The organism is Lelliottia sp. RWM.1 (assembly GCF_016859735.1).
Taxonomy (GTDB): Bacteria; Pseudomonadota; Gammaproteobacteria; order Enterobacterales; family Enterobacteriaceae; genus Enterobacter.
Genome location: NZ_WLVC01000008.1, coordinates 26,930 through 50,283, shown reverse-complemented (window position 1 = coordinate 50,283; position 23,354 = coordinate 26,930). Strand labels below are relative to the sequence as shown.

General features: G+C 53.0%; 18 protein-coding genes. 9 read left to right on the top strand and 9 right to left on the bottom strand.

The features are described from left to right. The first annotated feature begins 86 nt into the window (after positions 1–86). The 4 genes from purC (at position 87) to ypfH (ending at position 4,587) form a co-directional block, all read left to right on the top strand. Positions 87–800: a phosphoribosylaminoimidazolesuccinocarboxamide synthase gene (gene purC, locus GF617_RS09010; protein WP_181620344.1), complete on the top strand. Its 714-nt coding sequence runs from the start codon at positions 87–89 to the stop codon at positions 798–800. A 121-nt stretch (positions 801–921) separates the two neighbouring features. Next, a complete protein-coding gene (locus tag GF617_RS09005) occupies positions 922–1,791 on the top strand; it encodes a neutral zinc metallopeptidase (protein WP_181620343.1) in 870 nt (289 codons plus the stop codon). Positions 1,792–1,817: 26 nt separating this feature from the next. Beyond that, a complete protein-coding gene (locus GF617_RS09000; RefSeq protein ID WP_203451529.1) occupies positions 1,818–3,818 on the top strand; it encodes a tRNA(Met) cytidine acetyltransferase TmcA in 2,001 nt (666 codons plus the stop codon). Between the two features lie 73 nt (positions 3,819–3,891). Continuing rightward, on the top strand, positions 3,892–4,587 hold the full coding sequence (gene ypfH / locus GF617_RS08995) for an esterase (protein ID WP_181620341.1): 696 nt from the start codon (positions 3,892–3,894) through the stop codon (positions 4,585–4,587). 56 nt (positions 4,588–4,643) lie between these two features. On the opposite strand, the gene GF617_RS08990 is transcribed toward ypfH, so the two are convergent. From GF617_RS08990 to GF617_RS08980, 3 genes are read right to left on the bottom strand one after another with little or no spacing between them, the layout of a single operon-like run. Beyond that, positions 4,644–4,841, bottom strand: a complete 198-nt coding sequence (locus tag GF617_RS08990) for a YpfN family protein (RefSeq protein WP_181620340.1) — start codon at positions 4,839–4,841, stop codon at positions 4,644–4,646. Positions 4,842–4,866: 25 nt separating this feature from the next. Continuing rightward, positions 4,867–5,994: a succinyl-diaminopimelate desuccinylase gene (gene dapE / locus GF617_RS08985; RefSeq protein WP_203451528.1), complete on the bottom strand. Its 1,128-nt coding sequence runs from the start codon at positions 5,992–5,994 to the stop codon at positions 4,867–4,869. A gap of 3 nt (positions 5,995–5,997) precedes the next feature. Beyond that, on the bottom strand, positions 5,998–6,354 hold the full coding sequence (locus GF617_RS08980; RefSeq protein ID WP_181620338.1) for an ArsC family reductase: 357 nt from the start codon (positions 6,352–6,354) through the stop codon (positions 5,998–6,000). A 386-nt stretch (positions 6,355–6,740) separates the two neighbouring features. Between GF617_RS08980 and ypfM the strand changes: the two genes are divergently transcribed. Next, positions 6,741–6,800: a protein YpfM gene (gene ypfM / locus GF617_RS08975; protein WP_001386977.1), complete on the top strand. Its 60-nt coding sequence runs from the start codon at positions 6,741–6,743 to the stop codon at positions 6,798–6,800. 108 nt (positions 6,801–6,908) lie between these two features. Here the strand turns inward: ypfM and acrD are convergent, their stop codons facing one another. Together acrD and narQ are read right to left on the bottom strand one after the other, a co-directional pair. Next, positions 6,909–10,022 (bottom strand): multidrug efflux RND transporter permease AcrD, encoded by a 3,114-nt coding sequence (gene acrD / locus GF617_RS08970; protein ID WP_203451527.1) that lies wholly within the window; start codon positions 10,020–10,022, stop codon positions 6,909–6,911. A gap of 199 nt (positions 10,023–10,221) precedes the next feature. Continuing rightward, a complete protein-coding gene (gene narQ, locus GF617_RS08965) occupies positions 10,222–11,916 on the bottom strand; it encodes a nitrate/nitrite two-component system sensor histidine kinase NarQ (RefSeq protein WP_203451526.1) in 1,695 nt (564 codons plus the stop codon). 220 nt (positions 11,917–12,136) lie between these two features. Here narQ and aegA point away from each other — a divergent pair, with 220 nt between their 5' ends. From aegA to GF617_RS08950, 3 genes are all read left to right on the top strand, one after another. After that, positions 12,137–14,113 (top strand): formate-dependent uric acid utilization protein AegA, encoded by a 1,977-nt coding sequence (aegA, locus tag GF617_RS08960; protein WP_203451525.1) that lies wholly within the window; start codon positions 12,137–12,139, stop codon positions 14,111–14,113. Between the two features lie 67 nt (positions 14,114–14,180). Continuing rightward, positions 14,181–14,771 (top strand): GDP-mannose pyrophosphatase NudK, encoded by a 591-nt coding sequence (gene nudK, locus GF617_RS08955; protein ID WP_203451524.1) that lies wholly within the window; start codon positions 14,181–14,183, stop codon positions 14,769–14,771. A 111-nt stretch (positions 14,772–14,882) separates the two neighbouring features. Continuing rightward, on the top strand, positions 14,883–15,926 hold the full coding sequence (locus GF617_RS08950; protein ID WP_181620333.1) for a DUF1176 domain-containing protein: 1,044 nt from the start codon (positions 14,883–14,885) through the stop codon (positions 15,924–15,926). On the opposite strand, the gene tkt is transcribed toward GF617_RS08950, so the two are convergent. Both tkt and tal read right to left on the bottom strand, forming a co-directional pair. After that, positions 15,923–17,911: a transketolase gene (tkt, locus tag GF617_RS08945; RefSeq protein ID WP_181620332.1), complete on the bottom strand. Its 1,989-nt coding sequence runs from the start codon at positions 17,909–17,911 to the stop codon at positions 15,923–15,925. The genes GF617_RS08950 and tkt overlap by 4 nt on opposite strands. Before the next feature lie 19 nt (positions 17,912–17,930). Beyond that, positions 17,931–18,881, bottom strand: a complete 951-nt coding sequence (gene tal / locus GF617_RS08940; RefSeq protein WP_203451523.1) for a transaldolase — start codon at positions 18,879–18,881, stop codon at positions 17,931–17,933. Between the two features lie 293 nt (positions 18,882–19,174). Here tal and maeB point away from each other — a divergent pair, with 293 nt between their 5' ends. After that, positions 19,175–21,454 carry an NADP-dependent oxaloacetate-decarboxylating malate dehydrogenase gene (gene maeB / locus GF617_RS08935; RefSeq protein WP_181620330.1) on the top strand — a complete coding sequence of 760 codons (2,280 nt, stop codon included), beginning with the start codon at positions 19,175–19,177 and terminating at the stop codon, positions 21,452–21,454. A gap of 67 nt (positions 21,455–21,521) precedes the next feature. On the opposite strand, the gene hemF is transcribed toward maeB, so the two are convergent. Then, positions 21,522–22,421: an oxygen-dependent coproporphyrinogen oxidase gene (gene hemF / locus GF617_RS08930; protein WP_203451522.1), complete on the bottom strand. Its 900-nt coding sequence runs from the start codon at positions 22,419–22,421 to the stop codon at positions 21,522–21,524. Next, a complete protein-coding gene (gene amiA / locus GF617_RS08925) occupies positions 22,422–23,297 on the bottom strand; it encodes an N-acetylmuramoyl-L-alanine amidase AmiA (RefSeq protein WP_181620328.1) in 876 nt (291 codons plus the stop codon). Positions 23,298–23,354: the final 57 nt, after the last annotated feature.

The following is a 23,354-nucleotide window of genomic DNA, read 5'->3' as shown; positions in this document are numbered from 1 at the left end:
CCTTTTTATTTTAGTGCTACGCAAACGTGTGCGTGGCATAATATCCCCAGTTTTGAATACAAATCATCACACCAGGAGTAATGAAGATGCAGAAGCAAGCTGAGTTGTATCGTGGCAAAGCGAAGACCGTATACAGCACGGAAAACCCGGATCTGTTGGTGCTCGAGTTCCGCAATGATACGTCAGCAGGGGATGGCGCACGCATTGAGCAGTTCGATCGTAAAGGCATGGTGAACAACAAGTTCAACCACTTCATTATGACTAAGCTGGCCGAAGCGGGTATCCCGACTCAGATGGAAGCGTTGCTGTCCGATACGGAATGTCTGGTGAAAAAACTGGATATGGTTCCGGTTGAATGTGTCGTCCGTAACCGTGCCGCGGGCTCCCTGGTGAAGCGTCTTGGCATTGAAGAAGGCATTGAGCTGAACCCGCCACTGTTTGATCTGTTCCTGAAAAACGATGCAATGCACGATCCTATGGTCAATGAATCTTACTGTGAAACCTTTGGCTGGGTGAGCAAAGAGAACCTGGCACGCATGCAGGAACTGACCTACAAAGCTAACGATGTACTGAAAAAATTGTTTGATGATGCGGGCTTGATCCTGGTCGATTTCAAACTGGAATTTGGTTTGTACAAAGGTGAAGTGGTATTGGGCGATGAGTTTTCTCCGGATGGTAGCCGTCTGTGGGATAAAGAAACGCTGGATAAAATGGACAAAGACCGTTTCCGCCAGAGCCTGGGTGGCCTGATTGAAGCCTATGAAGCGGTTGCTCACCGTTTAGGCGTTAAGCTCGACTAACTCCCTCAGTAGCCAAAGGATGTGCGCATCCTTTGGCGTCTTACCTTTGTTTCCTATGGTAATCTTGTCATTAACCGCCTACGATCATAGCTATTGCTAATGGGATATATTCGAGGTGGTTATGCGCTGGCAAGGGCGTCGTGAAAGTGACAATGTAGAAGACAGGCGCAGTGGTGGCGGTGGCCCGATGATGGGAGGCCCTGGTTTCCGGTTGCCCGGCGGAAAGGGGGGCATTATTTTGCTGCTCATTGTTCTGGTGGCAGGCTACTACGGTGTCGATTTGACCGGTCTCATGACCGGAGAACCGCTTCAACAACAGCAGCAACAATCTCAGCGCTCCATCAGCCCTCATGAAGATGAAGCGGCCAAATTTACCTCCGTTATCCTTGCGACCACAGAAGACACCTGGGGTCAGCTGTTCGATAAAATGGGACGCACTTACCAACAGCCGAAACTGGTGATGTACCGCGGTGCGACCCGCACCGGATGCGGCACTGGGCAATCGGTGATGGGGCCGTTTTATTGTCCTGCTGACAGCACGGTCTACATTGATCTTTCCTTCTACGACGATATGAAACGCAAGCTTGGCGCGGATGGCGATTTTGCACAGGGCTATGTGATCGCTCATGAAGTGGGTCACCATGTGCAAAAATTGCTGGGTATTGAGCCAAAAGTACGTCAGCTTCAGCAAAATGCTTCGCAGGCGGAGGTGAATCGCCTGTCTGTTCGGATGGAGTTGCAAGCGGACTGCTTTGCCGGTGTCTGGGGTCATAGTATGCAGCAGCAGGGCGTACTGGAAGCCGGCGATCTCGAAGAAGCGTTAAATGCGGCTCAGGCCATTGGTGACGATCGTCTGCAACAGCAAAGTCAGGGCCGCGTCGTGCCGGACAGTTTCACTCACGGCACATCTGAGCAGCGCTATAGCTGGTTTAAACGCGGCTTTGCCAGTGGCGATCCGGCGCAGTGTAATACCTTTGGCAAAGCTATGTAACGCTGCACATCAGGGATGATACCGGCATGTCCTTTGAACATCTGATAACGGAATTACGTCGTACAGGCCATCGTCGGTTGGTGGTGCTGAGTGGTGAAGCGCACTGGTCTCTGGCACAGGCACTATCCCTCCGAAATACGCTTCCGGGAGACTGGCTGTGGGTTGGGGATGATGCGTCGATTGAGCCATGTTGTACGCCGCGAGCGCTCAGTGGATTGCTGGGGCGTGAGTTTCGCCATGCCTTTTTCGATGCGCGTAGTGGATTTGATGTTGCGGCATTCGCAGCCCTGAGCGGTACATTGCAGGCGGGAAGCCTGCTGGTATTACTCGTACCGCCTCTGCTGTCCTGGGCAGAAAAACCTGATAGCGACTCCCTGCGCTGGAGTGACAGCCCTGAACCGATTGCCACGCCTCATTTTGTCCGCCATTTTTGCCAGGTTATGTCCGCCGATCCTGATGTGATTTTATGGCAGCAGCACCAGGCCCCACATCTCCATGCTTTTCCGCCCGCGCCTGACTGGCGGCCCGCAAACGGCGAGCCGCAGCGTGAGCAGTCTGACATTCTGACATCACTCCTTACCATGTCTCATGGGCTAGCAGCCGTAACTGCGCCGCGCGGACGTGGAAAATCTGCGCTGGCAGGCATGTTGCTCAACCGGATTCAGGGCCGTGCGGTGGTCACGGCTCCGGCGAAAGCCGCTACAGAGGTCATCGCCCACTTTGCCGGAGATCGTTACTACTTTGCTGCGCCAGATGCACTGGCGGCATCTGACATTCAGGCCGACTGGCTGATCGTTGATGAAGCGGCCGCAATGCCGGGGCCGCTTCTTGAAAAGCTGGTAAGGCGTTTTCCGCGCGTGTTGTTGACCACCACCGTGCAGGGCTACGAAGGGACGGGAAGGGGATTTTTGCTCAAATTCTGCGCCCGTTTCACCGGATTACAGCGTTATACGCTGTTGACCCCTATCCGCTGGGCTGCGGGATGTCCACTTGAACGTGTGGTGGCACAAGCATTGTTATTTAACGATGAGCTGATTGATTCGACCCCGCAAGGTGAGGTGCATTTTACCTCGCTTGAGCCACAGTCATGGGAAAGCCATTCCGCATTAGCGGCGAATGTGTATGAGCTGCTGTGCGCGGCACATTACCGGACTTCTCCACTCGATTTGCGTCGCATGATGGATGCACCGGGTCAGCATTTTTCTGTGGCGAAAACGAATAGCGCTATAGCGGGGGCTTTGTGGCTGGTTGATGAAGGTGGATTGAGTGCAGAACTCAGCCGCGCAGTGTGGGCTGGTTTTCGTCGGCCCAGAGGTAATCTTGTCGCCCAGTCTCTGGCAGCGCACGGGGGAAACCCACTGGCAGCGGTGCTAAAAGGGCGACGCGTAACGCGCGTAGCGGTCCATCCACAGCGCCAGCGCGAGGGGATCGGGCAGCAGCTTATCCGCAGTGTGAGTCAGGTTGCGCAGCAGGATTACGTGTCAGTAAGTTTCGGCTATACCGAGGAGCTGTGGCGCTTCTGGCAGCGATGTGGCTTTGTGCTGGTCCGGATGGGGAGTCATCGTGAGGCCAGCAGTGGTTGTTATACGGCAATGGCGCTATTGCCTCTGAGCGATGCGGGTCAGGCCCTTTGTGAGCAGGAGCATCGGCGTTTGTGCCGGGATGCTCGTGTTCTGGAAGCCTGGAATCGTGAAAAGATCCCTGTAAAAGATAGCTGGGACGCTACCCTTAATGATGACGACTGGCTGGAACTGGCGGGATTTGCCTTTGCTCACCGACCGTTTTCTTCGTCAGTAGCGGCATTGACCCGTTTACTGCTGGTAGTTGATGCGCCACTTGCGGCACTGCGCGGAAAAGCAGAAGGTCATAAAGACGATGCACAGCTTTGCGCTGAACTGGCGCTTTCCGGGCGAAAAGCGTTACTGGCACTGTTTCGCAGTGAAACGGCACATACCCTGGAAGGGCTTGATAAGTCACGTGCTCAGCAGTTGAAACGCGATATTTTGCAATGGCAATTTTTTCAATGACTTCTTCAGTAAAGTGGCATGGTCATTACCCTTCAGAGGCGTAGAATCCAGGTCATCAATTAAGGAGACTGCCATGAAACACGACCATTTTGTTGTTCAAAGCCCTGATAAACCGGCTAAACAGTTACTGCTTCTGTTTCATGGTGTGGGTGATAACGCCGTCAATATGGGCACGATTGGTAGCTGGTTTGCACCTCTTTTCCCCGAGGCGTTGATCGTCAGTGTTGGCGGCGTGGAACCCTGTGGACCCAATGGGCGTCAGTGGTTCTCTGTGCAGGGCGTGACGGAAGAAAATCGTCAGGCGCGCATTGATGCAATTATGCCGACCTTTATCGAAACTGTTCGCTACTGGCAACAGCAGAGTGGCGTTGGAGCTGATGCGACCGCATTGATTGGTTTCTCTCAGGGATCAATCATGGCACTGGAAAGCGTGAAAGCGCAGCCAGGTCTTGTGTCGCGGGTGATCGCGTTTAATGGCCGCTTTGCGACCCTGCCGCAAAGTGCAACGACACAGACCACGATCCATCTGATCCACGGTGGTGAGGATCGGGTGATTGAGCTTTCTCATGCGGTTGCCGCGCAGGAAGCGTTGATCCGGGAAGGTGGAGATGTGACGCTGGATATTGTCGATGAGCTGGGTCATGCGATTGACGACCGCAGTATGCAGTTTGCACTTGATCATTTGCGTTTTACCGTACCAAAACACTACTTTGATGAAGCGCTCAGCGGCGGTAAGCCAAATGACGATGATATCGTAGAGTTTCTCTGAGATAAGACACCCCTCACCCTCTCCCCACAGGGGAAAAAGGTGAGGGGATGCAGGGATCACTTCTTCTGGTCTTTCTTCGGCCAGTTGTCGTCATCGTCCCATTTGTCGTTAAAATCACGGTGTGGCGGGAGTTCGGGCTTGTTGGCGAGAAACTTTTTGTGATCAACACGCTTAAGATCTTTAATCACGTTCAGTATGACACCGACCAAAAACACCAACACCAGAATCCACCAGTACTTCGTCAGCCAATCCATTCGCTATTCCTTCTCAGAGCAACCGTCAGGCGACGAGCTGCTCCATGATACGTTGATACATACGGGCCAGCAGTTGCAAGTCTGCCGCATTTACACACTCATTGATTTTATGAATGGTGGCATTCACTGGACCCAGTTCGACAACCTGCGCTCCCATGCGAGCAATAAAGCGTCCGTCTGACGTTCCGCCAGTCGTTAACAGTTGTGGCTTAATTTCATTATAGTGTGCGATGGCGTTAACGACCGCATCCACCAGTTTTCCACGTTGTGTCAGGAAGGGCTGACCGGAAAGCCACCAGTCCAGGGTATAGCGCAATTCGTATTTTTCCAGCAGCGCCACTACGCGGGCTTTGATCATCTCATCGGTCAGTTCAGTGCTAAAACGGAAGTTGAACTGCACGTGAAAATCGCCGGGAATGACGTTATTGCTGCCTGTACCGGCCTGCACGTTGGCAATCTGCATGCTGGTAGGTGGGAAGAATTCATTACCTTTGTCCCACTCGATGTTGACCAGCTCATTGAGCATCGGTGCAGCACGGTGAACCGGGTTATCGGCCAGATGCGGGTATGCAACGTGGCCCTGAACACCGTGAATGGTCAGGTTGCAGGTCAGTGAACCGCGACGACCATTTTTTACGACATCGCCCACCACTTCAGTACTGGAGGGTTCGCCCACCAGACAGTAGTCCAGACGTTCGCTTCGGGCCATCAAGGCTTCAACCACTTTCACTGTACCATTGTGGGCGCTGGCTTCTTCATCAGAGGTGATCAAGAACGCGAGGCGGTTTTTATGGTTTGGGTGCTGGGCAACAAAGCGTTCAGCTGCCACAACCATGGCCGCCAGAGAACCTTTCATATCTGCTGCACCGCGGCCAAACAACATACCGTCGCGAATAGTCGGTTCAAACGGCGGGTTGATCCAGCGATCGGCATCACCCGCAGGAACGACGTCGGTATGGCCAGCAAACGCCAGCGTTTCCCCCTGACCGCGCCATGCCCAAAAATTCTGCGTATCACCAAAATCCATACGTTCGACGGTAAAACCGATCGCCCGCAGGCGCTCAATCATTAATGCCTGACAACCTGCGTCGTCCGGGCTAAGGGAAGGACGGCGAATAAGCTGCTGAGTCAGCTCAATGACCGGGCATGACATAGACTACACCTCAACGAAAAAAGTCTGATAAAGGGTTTCACTGAAACCCAGCAGCATAGGCTGACCAGGCGCGCAGAGCAATGGGCGTTTGATGATGGCGGGCATTTCAAGCATCAGTGTTGCCGCGCTGGTGGCGTCATTGATGCTGTTTCGATGTGACTCATCCAGCTTGCGCCAGGTCGTCCCTCGGGTATTCAGCAATGCCTCCCAGCCCAGCTCGGCGATGGCGGTATGCAGAAATTCAGCATCAAGACCATCGGCACGGTAGTCATGAAAGCGATACTCCAGGTTATGAGCTTCCAGCCAACGGCGCGCTTTTTTGATGGTGTCACAATTTTTAATGCCGTACATCACAATCATAGTGAATCCTTTTGTTCTTATGGATGTCGAATGTTCAGTTATTTCGACGTTATATTGTTAGGGAAAATATAACACATTCGATATGCCACTTAATTTAATCTACAGGGAATTTAAACTTACATCTGTAAGCTGAATATTCTTTCATCTTTTAAGCATAGATGTCCAGTAGTGGAAAATGTCTAATAAAGTCAGCCAGTAATTTAAAACTCACCCACCTGGGTGGTTATTTCAAAATATTGCTATTGGTCACATAAAAATTAAAGTGTTGCGCCCATATTTAGCGTAAATCCAGACTCGTAGCGAGGGTAATCACAGTAATTGGTTAATTTGTCTTCACAATGATGATAGGTTTCCGTAGAATGCGCATAATAATAAGAGAGGATATTATGATTGAACGTGAACTGGGGAACTGGAAAGATTTTATCGAAGTCATGCTTCGTAAATGACATTCAGTAAGAATTGCAAGAGCACTAAAATAAGTAAAATAACCATAGTGTGAATAGATCACACAGTAAAAAGGCGGCCAGATGGGCCGCCTTTTTTATTATTATCAGTTATTCAGGACGTTCTTTTAACGGGAACCGCCGGCGTACCAGAACAAAGAACAACGGAACAAAGTAGATGGCTAAGAGCGTTGCGGAGATCATGCCGCCCATGACGCCTGTGCCGACGGCATGCTGGCTACTTGAGCCTGCACCTGAACTGGTCGCCATGGGTAAAACACCAAAGACAAACGCCAGGGAGGTCATCAGGATTGGACGTAAACGCTGACGGCATGCATGTAACGTCGCGGACATCAGATCGTGTCCTTTTGCATTCATCTCGTTCGCAAATTCGACGATCAGAATGGCGTTCTTGGCGGATAGCCCGATGACGGTCAGCAGGCCAACCTGGAAGTAAACATCGTTCTCCAGACCGCGCATCCAGGTGGCAAGCAGAGCGCCAATCACCCCAAGTGGAACCACCAGCATGACCGAGAACGGCACTGACCAGCTTTCATAAAGCGCCGCCAGGCAAAGGAAGACGACCAGCAGAGACAAGGCGTACAGTGCCGGAGCCTGCGCGCCGGAGAGACGTTCCTGATATGACATTGCTGTCCACTCCAGGCCAAACCCTGACGGCAGTTGTTGCACCAGTTTTTCCATGGTGTCCATCGCCGTACCGGTACTCACGCCGGGAGCTGCCTCACCAACGATCTCAAGGGCGGAATAGCCGTTGTAACGTTCAAGACGGGGTGAGCCACTTTCCCAGTGCGAAGAGGAAAATGCCGAGAAGGGGACCATCCCGCCGTCTTTATTGCGCACATACCAGCGATTAATATCATCGGGCAGCATCCGGTATTCAGCACCGGACTGCACATAGACCTTCTTCACGCGACCCCGATCCATGAAGTCATTGACGTAGCTTGACCCCCACGCGGTTTGCAGCGTGTCGTTGATGTCGTCAATGGAAACGCCGAGCGCCTGTGCTTTTCGCTGGTCGATATCAACCTGTAACTGCGGGCTATCATCAAGACCATTATGGCGAACGCGGGTTAACGTCGGATCTTTGCTTGCCAGTTCCAGCAACTGGTCGCGGGCCGCCATCAGCGCCGTATGACCTGCGCCAGCGTGGTCCTGAAGTTCCATATCAAAGCCTGCTGAACTGCCAAGGCCGCTGATAGCGGGTGGGCTGCTGGCAAAAACGCGCGCCTCTTTGATGCGGTTAAAGGCTTTGGTTGCACGTTCGATAATGGCAAATGAGGAGCCGGTTTTACTGTCTCGTTCATCCCAGTCTTTTAAACGTACAAACATGCGTGCGACGTTCTGCCCGTTACCGCCAGGCCCGGAGCCGACGGTGGAGAATACAGAGACGACGTTATCTTTCTCTTTGGTGAAGAAGTACTGTTCAACTTTTTCGACAACTTTCAGCGTCTGCTGCTGCGTTGCGCCACTCGGGAGCTGAACAGAGGTAGTGAACATGCCACGATCTTCCATTGGCAGGAATGACGTCGGCAAACGCAGGAACAGGAAAACCATCCCGCCCAACAGCAATACGTAGATCAGCATCCAGCGCAGGCTGCGATGAAGTACCTTGCCAACGCCAGCTTCATAACGCGCTGCATTACGGTTAAACATGCGGTTGAACCAGCCGAAGAACCCTTTTTGACCGTGCTGTTCACCCTTATGCAGAGGTTTAAGGATGGTGGAACACAGGGCTGGTGTCAGGATCATCGCCACCAGTACGGAAAGCACCATTGCGGACACAATGGTTATCGAGAACTGGCGGTAAATTGCCCCGGTTGTTCCGCCGAAAAAGGCCATAGGGATAAAGACTGCGGAGAGAACCATCGCAATACCGACCAGCGCCCCCTGAATTTGCCCCATAGATTTGCGTGTTGCCTCGCGGGGTGAAAGTCCTTCTTCACTCATTATTCGTTCGACGTTCTCGACGACCACAATGGCGTCATCCACCAGCAGGCCTATCGCAAGAACCATGGCAAACATGGTTAAGGTGTTGATGCTGTAACCAAACGAATAGAGGACTGCGAATGTCCCCAGCAGTACCACGGGGACGGCAATGGTCGGAATTAACGTTGCGCGGAAGTTCTGTAAGAACAGATACATCACCAGGAACACCAGCGCGATTGCTTCAAGCAGGGTTTTCACCACGTCCTCAATGGACGCTTTCACGAACGAGGTGGTTTCGTAGGCGACTTTGTATTCGAGCCCGTGGGGGAAATATTGTGACAGCTCATCCAGCCGGTCCAGCACTAACTTCGCTGTCGCCATTTCATTAGCACCAGAGGCCAGTTTAACCCCGAGTCCGGAGGCCTGATTGCCATTAAAACGGCTCAGATAATCATATTTTTCAGCGCCCATTTCCACGGTGGCAACATCGCCCAGCCGCACGTCAGAGCCGTCCTGGTTAACCCTCAACGTAATATTTCTGAACTGTTCGGGGGTCTGGAGCAACGATTGGGAGTTAATGGTGGCGTTGAGTGCCTGCTTATCCACCGAGGGAGTTCCCCCCAACTGGCCTACAGCAATTTGCGCATTTTGTGATTTGATGGCGTTGGTGACATCGGTTGCCGTCATCTGGACGCTGTTCAGCTTGTTTGGGTCCAGCCAGATACGCATGGAATACTGCGAGCCGTAGGCATCAATATCGCCAACACCGTTAATACGGCTAATCGGATCCTGAATGTTACTGGCGACATAGTCAGCAATATCTTGTTTATCCATTGAGCCATCGGTTGAGACAAAGGCGATGGTCAAAATGTTGGTATCCCCGGTTTTACGTACGGTGACCCCCTGGTTTTGTACCGCTTGCGGCAGTTTACGCATCGCCGACTGCAGTTGGTTTTGTACCTGCTGCACTGCTTCATCCGGGTTGGTTCCGGCGATAAAACTTAATGTCACCGTGGCCTGACCCGTGGCGCTACTTTGTGAGGACATATACATGAGGTTATCCAGCCCCGTCATGTTCTGCTCGATGACCTGTGTGACGGTATTTTCCAGCGTTTGCGCTGATGCGCCGGGATAGTTCGCGGTGATGCGCACGTTAGGTGGCGCGAGATCGGGATATTGCTCAACAGGAAGTGAAGTAATGGCCAGAGTGCCTGTCAGACACAACAGGATTGCAAGCACCCAGGCAAAAATGGGGCGATCGATAAAAAAATTCGCCATGAAAATGTGACCTCGTTTTGCTGCACGTCATTATTGTATATTGCCCGCATCACTCTAGCGGTAAGGCAAGGGTCAAACGTGGAGAAATAAAGGAGATAGTGTAAATTATCATGCCCTTTTACAGCGCTCCCCGCGCGAGCGAAAAGAAAGTATCGCGCAGGCAAAAGGCGTGAAGGTGATAATTCTCGTTAATTTATCGTTATTTACCCGTAAGGCTGATGGGCGAACGAAATGTGATACTCACCTGCGTTCCGCCATTTTGCGGTTGAGAAAAGTGCAACGTACCGCCCAGACGCTCTGCGCGCTCGCGCATGATATTTAACCCGTAGTGCCCCGGCGGCTCGCTCGCCTCCCCAATACCGATGCCATTGTCGCGGATCGTCACCGTATGTGCCCCGTCAGGAGAGGTAATACAACTGACGGTTATCTCGCTTGCCTGAGCGTGTTTAATGGCATTCAGTACCGCCTCGCGAACAATTTGCAGGAGGTGTACCTGCTTTTGTGCATCCAGAGCCAGGGATGACAGACGGCAATCGAGGATCAGTTTTGCCTGCGTCTGGCTTTGTAAACCATCAAGTGATTCCTGCATGGCGGCGGGAAGATTGGCGTGGTTGAGGGTCAGACGGAAGGTGGTCAATAGCTCGCGTAACTGCTGCCAGGCATTGTTCAGTTCGCGGGAAAAGTCAGTGATGATGGTTTGCGCCGGCGCATTCTCTTCGGGGACGGCACGCTTGAGCAGTGTGAGCTGGATACGCAGGTAAGAGAGTACCTGAGCCAGTGAATCATGCAGCTCTCTGGCAATAGTGGCGCGCTCTTCCATCAATAACAGTTGCTGGTAATGTTTTTGTGCCTGGTTGAAATAGAGCCCACGGCCCAGCATGGTGGCGACACTTTTCATGAGGGGGGGCGGTACGGTTGCCGCAACGCTTTGCCAGCGCAGTTCTCCGTATCGGGTATCCTGCATCAACACCGGCAGGGTTTGCATGGCGAGTGCGCTATCGATGCTACCTTCGAAGAGCGTCCAGTCGTCACTGGTACGCAGTTCCAGATAATTCATCTGTGTATATTCATGCACAATCTGCAATATATGACGGAAGCAGTGGCTGTCTATCTGGCCGGTATTCAGTGCCTGAGAGCATTTGAACAGCATTTCGAGTTGCTGATGGGCTTCATTCAGATGGCGCGTTTTTTCGGCAACAGAGTGTTCCAGTGAACGGTAAAGCGTATCTAACTGGGCCGACATATGGTTGAACGCGCGGGACAGTTGACCCAGCTCATTCGGGAGTTCGGTGTCCAGTGCCGGGGAGTCAAATTGTCCCTGTTCAATACGCTCACTTGCCGCCACCAGATGAATAAGTGGGGCAACGACCTGACGGCGGATCCGGCGCAGAGTCAGCATTGCCAGTAGCAGAATACCCAGCCCGCCTGCCAGTGAAATCAGGATCACCAGCTTTATTTTATGCTCGGTATAGTGCTGGAGAGCCAGCACAAAGGCATCAATGCGCCCGACAAACCCTTCGATATGATCCTGATACCACAGCATATTACCCTGGGCGATCTGCTGGTCCATCTCCTGCCACGCAATATGCAGTTGTTGATATTTCTGCTTTACATCCTTCGGTACATACCAGCGATCCAGCGTTTGCAGTGCGGGGGCGCTGAGGGTGTGTCGCCAGTCCAGACGGTGCTCCTCAAGACTGGCGCTGTCGCGCTGCATTTCATAACCCAGACGGTAACTTTGCATGCGCAGCGAGCCGGCAATATTAATGGCTTCAGCATCACGCTGGCTACTGGCGAGCGTGAGTAATGCAATCGCGCCTGTCAGTACGGACAAGGCAATAATCGAAAAGAAAGCCCGTGCAAGGCTTGCAGAAACAGGTCGTTTGACGGTCACAAAACAGCTTCCTGAATATAAACGTAACGAAGGGCGGGGCGGTCTAACCCAGCCAGATGAAACACGATTTCATTTGCCACGAAATAAATTGATCTGCCACAGGTTCACTGTAAATAGTTTGGCTTCCTGGGCATTTGAACATTGCCTGATTACGTTGTCGTGGGTAAATACAATATTCATATAAAGAATAAGGTTATTGAAACCAAAAGCAGGTGTCGTTATGAATCGTTTTATTATGGCCAACAGCCAGCAATGTATCGGATGTCGCGCGTGTGAAGTCGCCTGTGTCATGGCGCACAATGACGAACAGCATGTTCTGAGCGAGCGCCATTTTCATCCCCGAATTACGGTTATTAAGTCTGGAGCGACGTGCAGCCCGGTGACCTGCCACCATTGTGAAAATGCGCCGTGTGCCCGAAGCTGCCCTAACGGCGCGATCAGCAAGAACAACGACAGCGTACAGGTGAATCAACAAAAATGCATTGGTTGCAAAGCCTGCGTGGTGGCCTGCCCGTTTGGGACCATGGAAATTATCGTCACGCCGCTGGATAACGGCAGCATCAAAGCGGCGGCACATAAATGCGATCTCTGCGCGCAACGGTCACAAGGACCGGCTTGTATTGAAAACTGTCCCGCGGATGTTCTTGCCCTTGCCACACCAGCAGTTTTAGGCAATCTGGCGAAATCGCGTCGTCTGCATACCGCCCAACAGGAGGCGCAGCCGTGGCACGGGGAAGTCGTTCGCCGTGAATTACCGCAAACAAAACGCCAGCAGATGCAGTCGCTGGTGAAGCGCGGTGAACCGGATAAGCTCAGTCCACAAGAAAGAGCCCGTCACTTTAACGAAATCTATCTGCCATTTACTGCAGGCCAGGCTCATCGGGAGGCCTCGCGTTGCCTGAAATGCGGTGAACACAGCATTTGTGAATGGACTTGCCCGCTGCACAACCACATCCCCCAGTGGATTGAACGCATTAAGGAAGGGGATATTGCGGGTGCAGTCGAGCTGTCTCACCAGACGAACTGTTTACCTGAGATCACCGGGCGTGCCTGCCCGCAGGATCGCTTATGTGAAGGGGCGTGTACCGTACGGGATGCATCCGGTGCGGTGACTATTGGCAACATTGAGCGCTACATTTCCGATCAGGCGCTGGCCATGGGCTGGCAACCCGATATGAGCGGAGTTTCTCCGGTGGATAAACGCGTTGCCATTATTGGTGCTGGCCCTGCCGGATTAGCCTGTGCCGATGTGCTGGTGCGTCACGGCATCAGCGTGACGGTGTATGACCGACATCCGGAGATCGGCGGGTTACTGACCTTTGGTATCCCGGCCTTCAAGCTGGATAAATCGCTGCTCGCCCGCCGCCGGGAAATTTTTACTGCGATGGGGGTCCACTTTGAGCTGAGCTGCGAAGTTGGCAAAGACGTGCCGATGTCGCAGTTGCTCAGCAATTATGACGCCCTGTTTATTGGCGTAGGGACATATCGCTCCATGAAAGCGGGCATTCCGCATGAAGATGCGCCTGGTGTTTATGATGCGTTACCGTTTTTAGTCGCCAATACGCGTCATGTGGTGGGCCTCGAACCGACAACGAAAGAGCCGTTTATCGATACGCAGGGGGTGAACGTGGTGGTGCTGGGGGGCGGTGATACGGCGATGGATTGCGTGCGCACAGCATTACGTCATGGTGCGGCGAAAGTTACCTGCGCCTATCGCCGGGATGAAGCCAACATGCCCGGTTCGAAAAAAGAGGTGAAGAACGCGAAGGACGAAGGGGCCGAATTTGAGTTTAACGTCCAGCCGGTAGAGCTGGTACTGGCGGCAGATGGGCAGGTAAAAGGTATCCGGATGCTACGCACCATTCTGGGTGAGCCGGATGCGCAAGGACGTCGTCGGCCTGTGCCTGTTGAGGGAAGTGAATTCGTCATGCCAGCTGATGCAGTGATCATGGCGTTTGGTTTTAATCCGCATGCAATGCCCTGGTTACAGGTACAGGGTGTCAACACCGACGACTGGGGACGCATCATCGCCTCCGTTGACAGCCGTTATCGCTACCAAACCAGCAACCCAAAAATTTTCGCGGGTGGCGATGCGGTGCGCGGGGCCGATCTGGTGGTGACTGCAATGGCAGAAGGACGTCATGCCGCGCAGGGAATGATGGACTGGTTGCAGGTTGCATTACCCAAAACACACTAGATCCGACGGGCGACAAAGCGGGTTTCACGGCGTAGTATATGAAAACTCATTGTGTCGTGGAGCCCGTATGACCCTGAAAATAGACGTGATAAAAGATAAAATCCTGTCTGAAAATTACTTTGTCCTGCGTAACATCACCTATGATTTGACGCGTAAAAATGGTGAAGTGATCCGTCACAAACGCGAGGTCTACGACCGCGGTAACGGGGCAACCATCCTGTTGTACAACCGTGAGAAGCAAAGTGTGGTTCTGATTCGTCAGTTCCGGGTCGCGACATGGGTGAATGGCAATCCTGACGGACGCTTGATCGAAACCTGTGCCGGCCTACTGGACGACGATGAACCGGAAGTGTGCATCCGTAAGGAAGCGGTTGAAGAAACTGGCTTTGAAGTGGGCGAGGTGCAAAAAGTTTTCGAACTCTATATGTCGCCGGGTGGGGTGACCGAAATTGTGCACTTCTTTATTGCTGAATACAGCGATGCCCAGCGTACCCACCGTGGCGGTGGCGTGGACGATGAAGATATTGATGTGCTGGAAATACCCTTTACCCAGGCCCTGGCGATGGTGAAGTCAGGGGAAATAAGGGACGGTAAGGCAGTGATAATGTTGCAGTATTTACAAACAACCGGGCTTATGTATGCCGATTTCGAACGGTAGTCGGCTCTGTTTCGGATAAATCTATCCGATAAATCCGATTGAGCAAGCCCGGTTGGGACACGAAGATACTGCCCAGTTTTTTGCGTTTTCGTTTCCGGGATTGTGCCTTCCATGCGCTACTGCGTTTTTATTATTGTCATATTTTGCGCGTTGCCTGTACCTCTGGTATGGGCCGCACCTGCACAACAGTCTTTCTCTGACTGGCAGGTGACCTGTAACAACCAGAATTTTTGCGTTGCACGTAATACCGGCGAACACCACGGTCTGGTCATGACACTCAGCCGCAGCGCCGGGGCAAAAGCAGATGCCACACTGCGTATCGATTTAGGCGGATTATCGTCCCCGCCTGTCAAAGAGCCTGATATCGCCCCCCGATTGTTGCTTGATAACGTGCCATTAAAACTGAATCCACCGCACTGGCACTTAACACCCTGGCATTTGATCACTAACGATGCGACCACCATTACTGCGTTTTTGAAGACCATTCAGGAAGGGAAAGCGCTCGTCCTGCGTAACGGCCAGCAGGTGATTTCCCTGGATGGTCTGAAAGCCGCTTTACTGTTCATTGATGCCCAACAAAAACGTGTGGGTAGCGAAACAGCATGGATTAAAAAAGGGGATGAACCACCTTTGAGTGTACCGCCCGCACCTGCGTTAAAAGAGGTCACCCAAAAAGATTCCCCTCCAGTGCCGTTGTCGCATGAAGAGCTAAACGATCTGCTGGATTACGGTACGTGGCGAATGAACAGCAGCCAGTGTTCACTTGACCCTAATCGCCGGGAAGTTCGTGTCACCGCATTAACCGATGATAAAGCATTACTGATGATCAGTTGTGAAGCGGGAGCTTACAACACGGTCGACCTGGCGTGGCTGGTGTCGCGCAAAAAGCCGTTTGCGGCCAGAAGCGTGCGGTTACGCTTGCCGTTTACGCCGTCCAGTGACAGCAGCGAAATGGAGCTGATGAATGCCCGTTTTGATGAGAAAACCCGTGAGCTGAGCACACTGGCATTAGGGCGTGGAATTGCTGACTGCGGTATTCAGACACGCTGGCGTTTTGATGGTCAGCGTTTTCGTCTGGTACGTTACGCCGAAGAACCAAGCTGCGATAACTGGCATGGGCCAGATGCCTGGCCCACGCTGTGGATCACGCGCTAAAGCACACTCAGTGCCTTCTCTACGACATTCTCAACGGTAAAGCCGAAATACGGGAACAGCTTGTCGGCAGGGGCAGATTCACCGTAGCCCGTCATGCCGACAATAGCGCCTTTTAGCCCCACGTATTTGTACCAGTAGTCGGCAATCCCGGCTTCCACCGCCACGCGTGCGTTCACGCTGGAAGGCAAGACCGACTCGCGGTACGCCTCGTCCTGGGCATCAAAGATATCGGTCGAGGGCAGAGAGACCACACGCACCGCATGCCCTTCGGCGGTCAGTTTTTCCGCGGCTTTCACTGTGATCTCAATCTCTGACCCTGTCGCAATCAAAATGACATCTGGCTTGCCCCCGCTGTCTTTTAAGATATAGCCTCCACGCGCGATATTTTTGACCTGATCCGGGGTCCGCTCCATTTGCGCCAGGTTCTGACGCGACAGGATCAGTGCCGTCGGGCCGTTGTGGCGTTCAACGGCCAGCTTCCAGCCTACCGCAGCCTCAACCTGATCGCAGGGACGCCAGGTGCTGAAATTTGGTGTCAGACGCAGGCTGGCCAGCTGTTCGACGGCCTGGTGTGTCGGCCCATCTTCGCCAAGCCCGATAGAGTCATGGGTATAGACCATAATCTGCCGGGCTTTCATCAGGGCTGCCATGCGCGCGGCGTTACGCGCGTATTCGACAAACATCAGGAAGGTGGCGGTGTAAGGTACAAAGCCGCCATGATGGGCAATGCCATTGGCGATTGCGGTCATCCCGAATTCACGCACGCCGTAGTGGATGTAGTTTCCGGCGATATCTTCCTTCAGCGATTTGGAGCCAGACCAGATAGTGAGGTTGCTGGGAGCCAGATCCGCTGATCCCCCCAGAAGCTCAGGCAGAACAGGGCCGATTGCGTTGAGGGTATTTTGTGATGCCTTACGGGTGGCGATTTTGGCCGGGTTGGATTGCAGATTGTCGATAAGAGCCTGTGTTTTCGCCTCCCACTCTTTTGGCAGCCCGCCACTCATTCGACGGGTAAACTCGTCGGCCAGTTCGGGATAGGCTTTTTTGTACGCAGCAAACTTCTCGTTCCACGCGTGTTGTGCTTTTTCGCCTGATTCCCGGGCATCCCAGGCTTTGTAGATCTCTTTCGGGATCTCAAATGCCGGGTATTTCCAGCCCAGTTTCTGGCGAGTCAGGGCGACCTCTTCTTCACCCAACGCTGCCCCGTGAGCCTCTTCTTTGCCCGCTTTGTTGGGGGAGCCAAAACCGATCACTGTCCGGCAGATAATCAGGGATGGTTTGTCTTTCACGCTCTGGGCTTCCTGAATGGCTTTTTTCACGGCTTGCGGATCGTGACCATCAATGTCATGTACCACGTGCCAGTGGTAGGCCTCGAACCGTTTTGCCGTATCGTCGGTAAACCAGCCTTTCGTTTCACCGTCAATCGAGATGCCGTTGTGATCATAAAAGCCAATTAACTTGCCTAAGCCTAGCGTACCCGCCAGAGAACAGGCTTCGTGAGAGATGCCTTCCATCAGGCAACCATCCCCCATAAAGACATAGGTAAAGTGGTCGACAATCTCATGGTCCGGCTGATTAAACTGCGCCCCCAGCGTGCGTTCGGCTACCGCCATGCCCACGGCATTTGCTAAACCCTGGCCGAGTGGACCGGTGGTGGTTTCAACGCCAGGCGTGTAGCCAATTTCCGGGTGTCCAGGTGTTTTGGAATGGAGCTGGCGGAAGTTTTTAAGCTCCTCCAGCGGCAGGTTGTAGCCGGATAAATGCAGCAGGCTGTAGAGCAGCATAGAAGCGTGGCCGTTGGAGAGAATAAAGCGGTCACGGTCAGACCAGGTCGGATCGTTCGGATTGTGTTTCAGGAAATCATTCCACAACACTTCGGCAATATCAGCCATGCCCATTGGTGCGCCAGGATGGCCGGAGTTGGCTTTTTGTACGGCATCCATGCTGAGGGCGCGAATGGCATTGGCGAGCTCTTTACGGGACATAATTCACTCCATGGCAAGGTTAACGTTTGGCGGCGAGAAGATCTTCGAGTTTGCGCTGGTCAATGGCGAACAGCCGGATGCCTTCTGCCAGCTTATCGACAGCCATGGCATCCTGATTGTGCTCCCAGCGGAATTCGGCTTCCGTCATGGGTTTTGGTGCAGGTAGCACAGTGGATGAAGGGATCAGTTTGCGAATGACGGGTTCTTCTTTTTCCTGAAGCGCTTTCAGTAGATTGGGGGAAATGGTGAGTCGATCGCAGCCCGCCAGGGCGAGGATCTGTTCTGTTCGGCGAAAACTGGCTCCCATGACAATGGTTTCGTAGCGGTGCTGTTTGAAATAGTCGTAGATATTGCGAACGGACTTCACGCCGGGGTCTTCATCCACCACGTACGGGTCCATTGGCTGTTTAGCCTGATACCAGTCGTAGATACGTCCTACAAAGGGCGACACCAAAAAGACGCCTGCTTCGGCGCAGGCGCGCGCCTGTGCAAACGAAAACAGCAATGTCAGGTTACAGTTGATTCCCTCTTTTTCCAGCACCTCGGCGGCGCGAATGCCTTCCCAGGTTGACGCGAGTTTAATCAGAATGCGTGACGTATCAATGCCTTGCTCCTGGTAGAGCTCAACCAGTTTACGGGCTTTGGCGATACTCTTTTCTTTGTCAAAAGAGAGTCGCGCATCGACTTCGGTTGAAACACGGCCCGGAATGCTTTTCAGAATTTCCACCCCAAAGTTAACCGCCAGCTTGTCGCAGGCTTCGACAACCTGCTGCTCCTGGTTTTTCCCCCGTTGTTTACCGTAGGCGATGGCGTCGTCAATCAAGTGCGCGTAGTGCTCAAGCTCTGCCGCTTTTAGCAGCAGTGAGGGGTTGGTGGTTGCATCTTCAGGCTGATAGTGGCGGATGGATTCGATATCACCACTGTCGGCAACCACGGTGGTGAATTGTTTGATGCCGTCTAATTGGTTCATTAACGATTACTCCTTTGGAATAAAAGAGTTAGGTGAGTGCGTTGGTTCACACTTCTGCGAAATACATGACGTACTTAACAAAAAAGCATAGCAGACGGGGGAGGCATTGCTTTCTGCGGCAGGTAACATGGCTGTTATAAATTGATAACAATTTTTGCGTTGTGATAGTGAGAGTTTGGCAGCCTTCAAAGTTTGTACTGTGGGCTGGGGCGATACTATCCGGCATTCCTGGGTGAGCATCAGGAGAGTGAGTACGCCACCCTTTTTGAACGATACGTGAAAGGAACGATAAGATGGATGATCAGTTGAAGCAGAGTGCCCTCGATTTTCATGAATTTCCTGTTCCGGGCAAAATCCAGGTTTCCCCGACTAAACCGTTGGCCACACAACGCGATCTCGCCCTGGCCTACTCGCCAGGTGTAGCCGCACCTTGCCTTGAGATCGAGAAAGATCCGCTGGCGGCGTACAAATATACTGCGCGTGGCAACCTTGTAGCCGTTATCTCTAACGGTACAGCCGTACTGGGCTTAGGCAATATCGGTGCGCTGGCAGGTAAACCGGTAATGGAAGGGAAGGGCGTACTGTTCAAGAAATTTGCCGGGATTGACGTATTTGATATCGAAGTCGATGAGCTTGATCCCGATAAATTCATCAACGTAGTGGCCGCGCTGGAACCGACATTTGGCGGCATTAACCTTGAAGATATCAAAGCGCCGGAATGTTTCTACATCGAGCAGAAATTGCGTGAGCGTATGAACATTCCCGTGTTTCATGATGACCAGCACGGCACAGCAATTATCAGTACTGCGGCGATCCTGAACGGTTTACGCGTAGTGGAGAAAAATCTTTCTGACGTGCGCATGGTGGTGTCCGGTGCGGGTGCAGCGGCCATCGCCTGTATGAACCTGCTGGTGGCGCTGGGAATGCAGAAGCGCAATATTGTGGTTTGCGACTCCAAAGGCGTGATCTACAAAGATCGTGAGCCAAACATGGCTGCAACCAAAGCGGCTTATGCGGTGGAAGACGACGGCAAGCGTACGCTGGACGATGTGATCGACGGGGCTGATATTTTCCTCGGGTGCTCGGGGCCGAAAGTGCTGACTCCGGAAATGGTGCAGAAAATGGCGCGTGCACCGATGATTCTGGCGCTGGCAAACCCTGAGCCGGAAATCCTGCCGCCGCTGGCAAAAGCGGTGCGTGAAGACGCAATTATTTGTACAGGCCGTTCAGACTATCCAAACCAGGTGAACAACGTGCTGTGTTTCCCGTTCATCTTCCGTGGTGCGCTGGACGTTGGCGCAACGGCCATCAATGAAGAGATGAAACTGGCCGCGGTTCATGCCATTGCCGAACTGGCGCATGCTGAACAAAGCGAAGTAGTGGCTTCTGCCTATGGCGATCAGGATCTGAGTTTTGGCCCGGATTACATTATTCCTAAGCCGTTCGATCCGCGCTTGATTGTCAAAATTGCCCCAGCGGTCGCGAAAGCGGCGATGGATTCCGGTGTGGCGACGCGTCCGATTAATGATTTTGATGCTTATGTGGATAAACTCACCGAGTTTGTCTACAAAACCAATTTGTTCATGAAGCCTATTTTCTCTCAGGCTCGCGCAGACGCAAAACGCGTGGTGCTGGCGGAGGGGGAAGAGGCCCGTGTGCTGCATGCAACACAGGAGCTGATCACGTTAGGGCTGGCGAAACCGATCCTGATCGGGCGTCCGAGCGTGATTGAGATGCGCATTCAGAAGCTGGGCCTGCAAATCAAACCGGGTGTCGATTTCGAGATTGTGAACAACGAATCCGATCCGCGTTTTAAGGAGTACTGGAACGAATACTACGCGATCATGAAACGCCGTGGGATCACCCAGGAGCAGGCTCAGAGAGCGGTGATCAGCAATACCACAGTGATTGGGGCAATCATGGTGCATCGCGGTGAAGCCGATGCGTTGATCTGCGGAACCATTGGTGATTATCACGAGCATTTCAGCGTGGTGCAGGAGATCTTTGGCTACCGTGAGGGTGTCCATACTGCCGGGGCGATGAATGCGTTGCTGTTACCAAGCGGGAACACCTTTATTGCTGATACTTACGTCAATGACGATCCAACTCCTGAGCAACTCGCAGAGATTACCGTCATGGCGGCGGAAACGGTGCGCCGCTTTGGTATTGAGCCAAAAGTGGCCCTGTTGTCGCATTCCAACTTTGGTTCGTCTAAATCACCTGCGGCCTGCAAGATGCGTCAGACCCTGGAGCTGGTGCGCGAGCGTGCCCCGGAGTTGATGATTGACGGTGAGATGCACGGAGATGCCGCCCTGGTAGAAAGCATTCGTAATGAACGTATGCCGGACAGCCCGCTGAAAGGGTCTGCGAATGTGCTGATTATGCCAAATGTAGAAGCGGCACGTATCAGCTACAACCTGTTGCGCGTTTCCAGCTCTGAAGGGGTAACCGTGGGGCCGGTTCTGATGGGCGTGGCGAAGCCGGTACATGTGTTAACGCCGATTGCATCCGTACGCCGTATTGTGAACATGGTGGCACTGGCGGTAGTTGAAGCACAGACACAGCCGCTATAAGCGAATTCCCCTCACCTTGGCCTCACGCCAAAAGGGAGAGCGTTAGGGTGGGGGGAAAACAGTTTGCTTAAACCCAGTTCCGGACCTTAATAAACTCACTCAAGGCAGCCTCCGGGCTGCCTTCTTTTGGATCGTAGCCGTACTCCCAGCGCACCAGTGGCGGCATCGACATCAGAATGGATTCTGTTCGTCCACCCGTCTGTAGACCGAACAGCGTGCCGCGATCCCACACCAGATTGAACTCTACATAACGCCCGCGACGGTAGAGCTGGAACTCACGCTCACGAACGGCGTAATCGGTGTGTTTACGCCGTTCGATTATTGGCAGATAAGCGTCGGTATAACCGTTACCCACCGCCTGCATAAAGCTGAAGGCGGTATCAAAATCAGGCGTGTTCAAATCATCGAAGAACAGGCCGCCAATACCGCGCTGTTCGTCACGGTGCTTGAGGTAAAAGTAATCGTCACACCATTTCTTGTATTTCGGGTACACCTCTTCGCCAAAGGGCAAACAGAGGTCACGCGCGGTGGTGTGCCAGTGTACGGCGTCCTCTTCAAACCCGTAGTAGGGGGTTAAATCGAAACCGCCGCCAAACCACCATACCGGTTCAGCACCCGGTTTTTCAGCAATAAAAAAGCGCACATTGGCATGGCTGGTAGGGACAAAGGGGTTATGCGGATGCACGACCAGAGAGACCCCCATGGCCTCAAAACTCCGTCCTGCCAGTTCCGGGCGGTGCGCTGTGGCTGAGGCGGGCATTGCATCACCATGAACATGGGAGAAGTTAACCCCGGCCTGCTCAAAGATACCGCCGTTACGTAACACACGGCTGCGACCGCCGCCGCCGGCTTCGCGCTGCCAGTTATCTTCCTGGAATTCGCCGCCATCGGCCGCGGCCAGTTTCTGGCAAATCTCATCCTGTAACTGCAGCAGGAATGTTTTTACCAGTTGTGCATTGGGTTTCATCTAGCGTTTCCTGGAGTGCGCTTTCTGGTTATCAAACCAGTTAAAGTAACTGATTATCCCGGAGGCGATGGCATTTGCAATTTTTTGGCGGAACGCGGTTGTGCCAAGCAGACGCTCTTCTTCCGGGTTAGTAATAAATGAGGTTTCAACCAGCACGGAGGGGATCGACGGTGATTTCAGCACCACGAACGCCGCCTGTTCTGTGCCTCTGCTGTGCAGTCGATGTACGGGCTTAATCTTCTTCAGAATATGTGAGCCAAGCGTCAGGCTGTTTTTGATGGTGTCCGTCTGGACAAGATCAAACAGAACCTGCTGCAGCAAGTGGTCTTTGTCCGTCGCTTTTTTACCTGCAACTTCATCCGCTCGGTTTTCGCGATCGGAGAGGTACTTCGCCATGGCGCTACTTGCCCCACGGTTAGAGAGCGCAAAAACGGATGCGCCCGCCGCACTGGGGTTAGTGAAACCGTCAGCGTGAATCGACATAAACAGATCAGCGCCGTGCTGATGGGCAATTTCCACGCGGTCGTAGAGCGGAATAAACGTGTCACCGCTGCGTGTCAGGCGGGCGTCAATCCCGTTGCTGCGTAAAATCGACCGGACATTTTTTGCAATCGCCAGCACGACATGTTTTTCTTTCGAACCGTTTTTACCAATAGCGCCGGTGTCGATGCCACCGTGACCGGGGTCGAGCATCACCACGCGTTTCGCCCCTGGTTTTTTGGCTTTCGGTTTGCTGTGTCCGTTACTGGTTTTGAGCGTGCTCTCTTCTTTTGCCTGAGCCTGCTTTGCGATGCCTGTTAACGTTAAGGCCGCCAGCCCCGCTTTAAGAACCTGACGACGCGATGTGAGTGCTTTTAATGGTTTGAATGTGCTCATGCGGCCTGAATTGTAAAAAATTGGAGTCCTGGTGTTATATCGTATCGTGATTAGCGT

Bases quoted from the DNA above. Each gene is read 5' to 3' on its own strand.
- purC (WP_181620344.1), top strand. From the start codon at position 87: ATGCAGAAGCAAGCTGAGTTGTATCGTGGCAAAGCGAAGACCGTATAC.
- GF617_RS09005 (WP_181620343.1), top strand. From the start codon at position 922: ATGCGCTGGCAAGGGCGTCGTGAAAGTGACAATGTAGAAGACAGGCGC.
- GF617_RS09000 (WP_203451529.1), top strand. From the start codon at position 1,818: ATGTCCTTTGAACATCTGATAACGGAATTACGTCGTACAGGCCATCGT.
- ypfH (WP_181620341.1), top strand. From the start codon at position 3,892: ATGAAACACGACCATTTTGTTGTTCAAAGCCCTGATAAACCGGCTAAA.
- GF617_RS08990 (WP_181620340.1), bottom strand. From the start codon at position 4,841: ATGGATTGGCTGACGAAGTACTGGTGGATTCTGGTGTTGGTGTTTTTG.
- dapE (WP_203451528.1), bottom strand. From the start codon at position 5,994: ATGTCATGCCCGGTCATTGAGCTGACTCAGCAGCTTATTCGCCGTCCT.
- GF617_RS08980 (WP_181620338.1), bottom strand. From the start codon at position 6,354: ATGATTGTGATGTACGGCATTAAAAATTGTGACACCATCAAAAAAGCG.
- acrD (WP_203451527.1), bottom strand. From the start codon at position 10,022: ATGGCGAATTTTTTTATCGATCGCCCCATTTTTGCCTGGGTGCTTGCA.
- aegA (WP_203451525.1), top strand. From the start codon at position 12,137: ATGAATCGTTTTATTATGGCCAACAGCCAGCAATGTATCGGATGTCGC.
- nudK (WP_203451524.1), top strand. From the start codon at position 14,181: ATGACCCTGAAAATAGACGTGATAAAAGATAAAATCCTGTCTGAAAAT.
- GF617_RS08950 (WP_181620333.1), top strand. From the start codon at position 14,883: ATGCGCTACTGCGTTTTTATTATTGTCATATTTTGCGCGTTGCCTGTA.
- tkt (WP_181620332.1), bottom strand. From the start codon at position 17,911: ATGTCCCGTAAAGAGCTCGCCAATGCCATTCGCGCCCTCAGCATGGAT.
- tal (WP_203451523.1), bottom strand. From the start codon at position 18,881: ATGAACCAATTAGACGGCATCAAACAATTCACCACCGTGGTTGCCGAC.
- maeB (WP_181620330.1), top strand. From the start codon at position 19,175: ATGGATGATCAGTTGAAGCAGAGTGCCCTCGATTTTCATGAATTTCCT.
- hemF (WP_203451522.1), bottom strand. From the start codon at position 22,421: ATGAAACCCAATGCACAACTGGTAAAAACATTCCTGCTGCAGTTACAG.
- amiA (WP_181620328.1), bottom strand. From the start codon at position 23,297: ATGAGCACATTCAAACCATTAAAAGCACTCACATCGCGTCGTCAGGTT.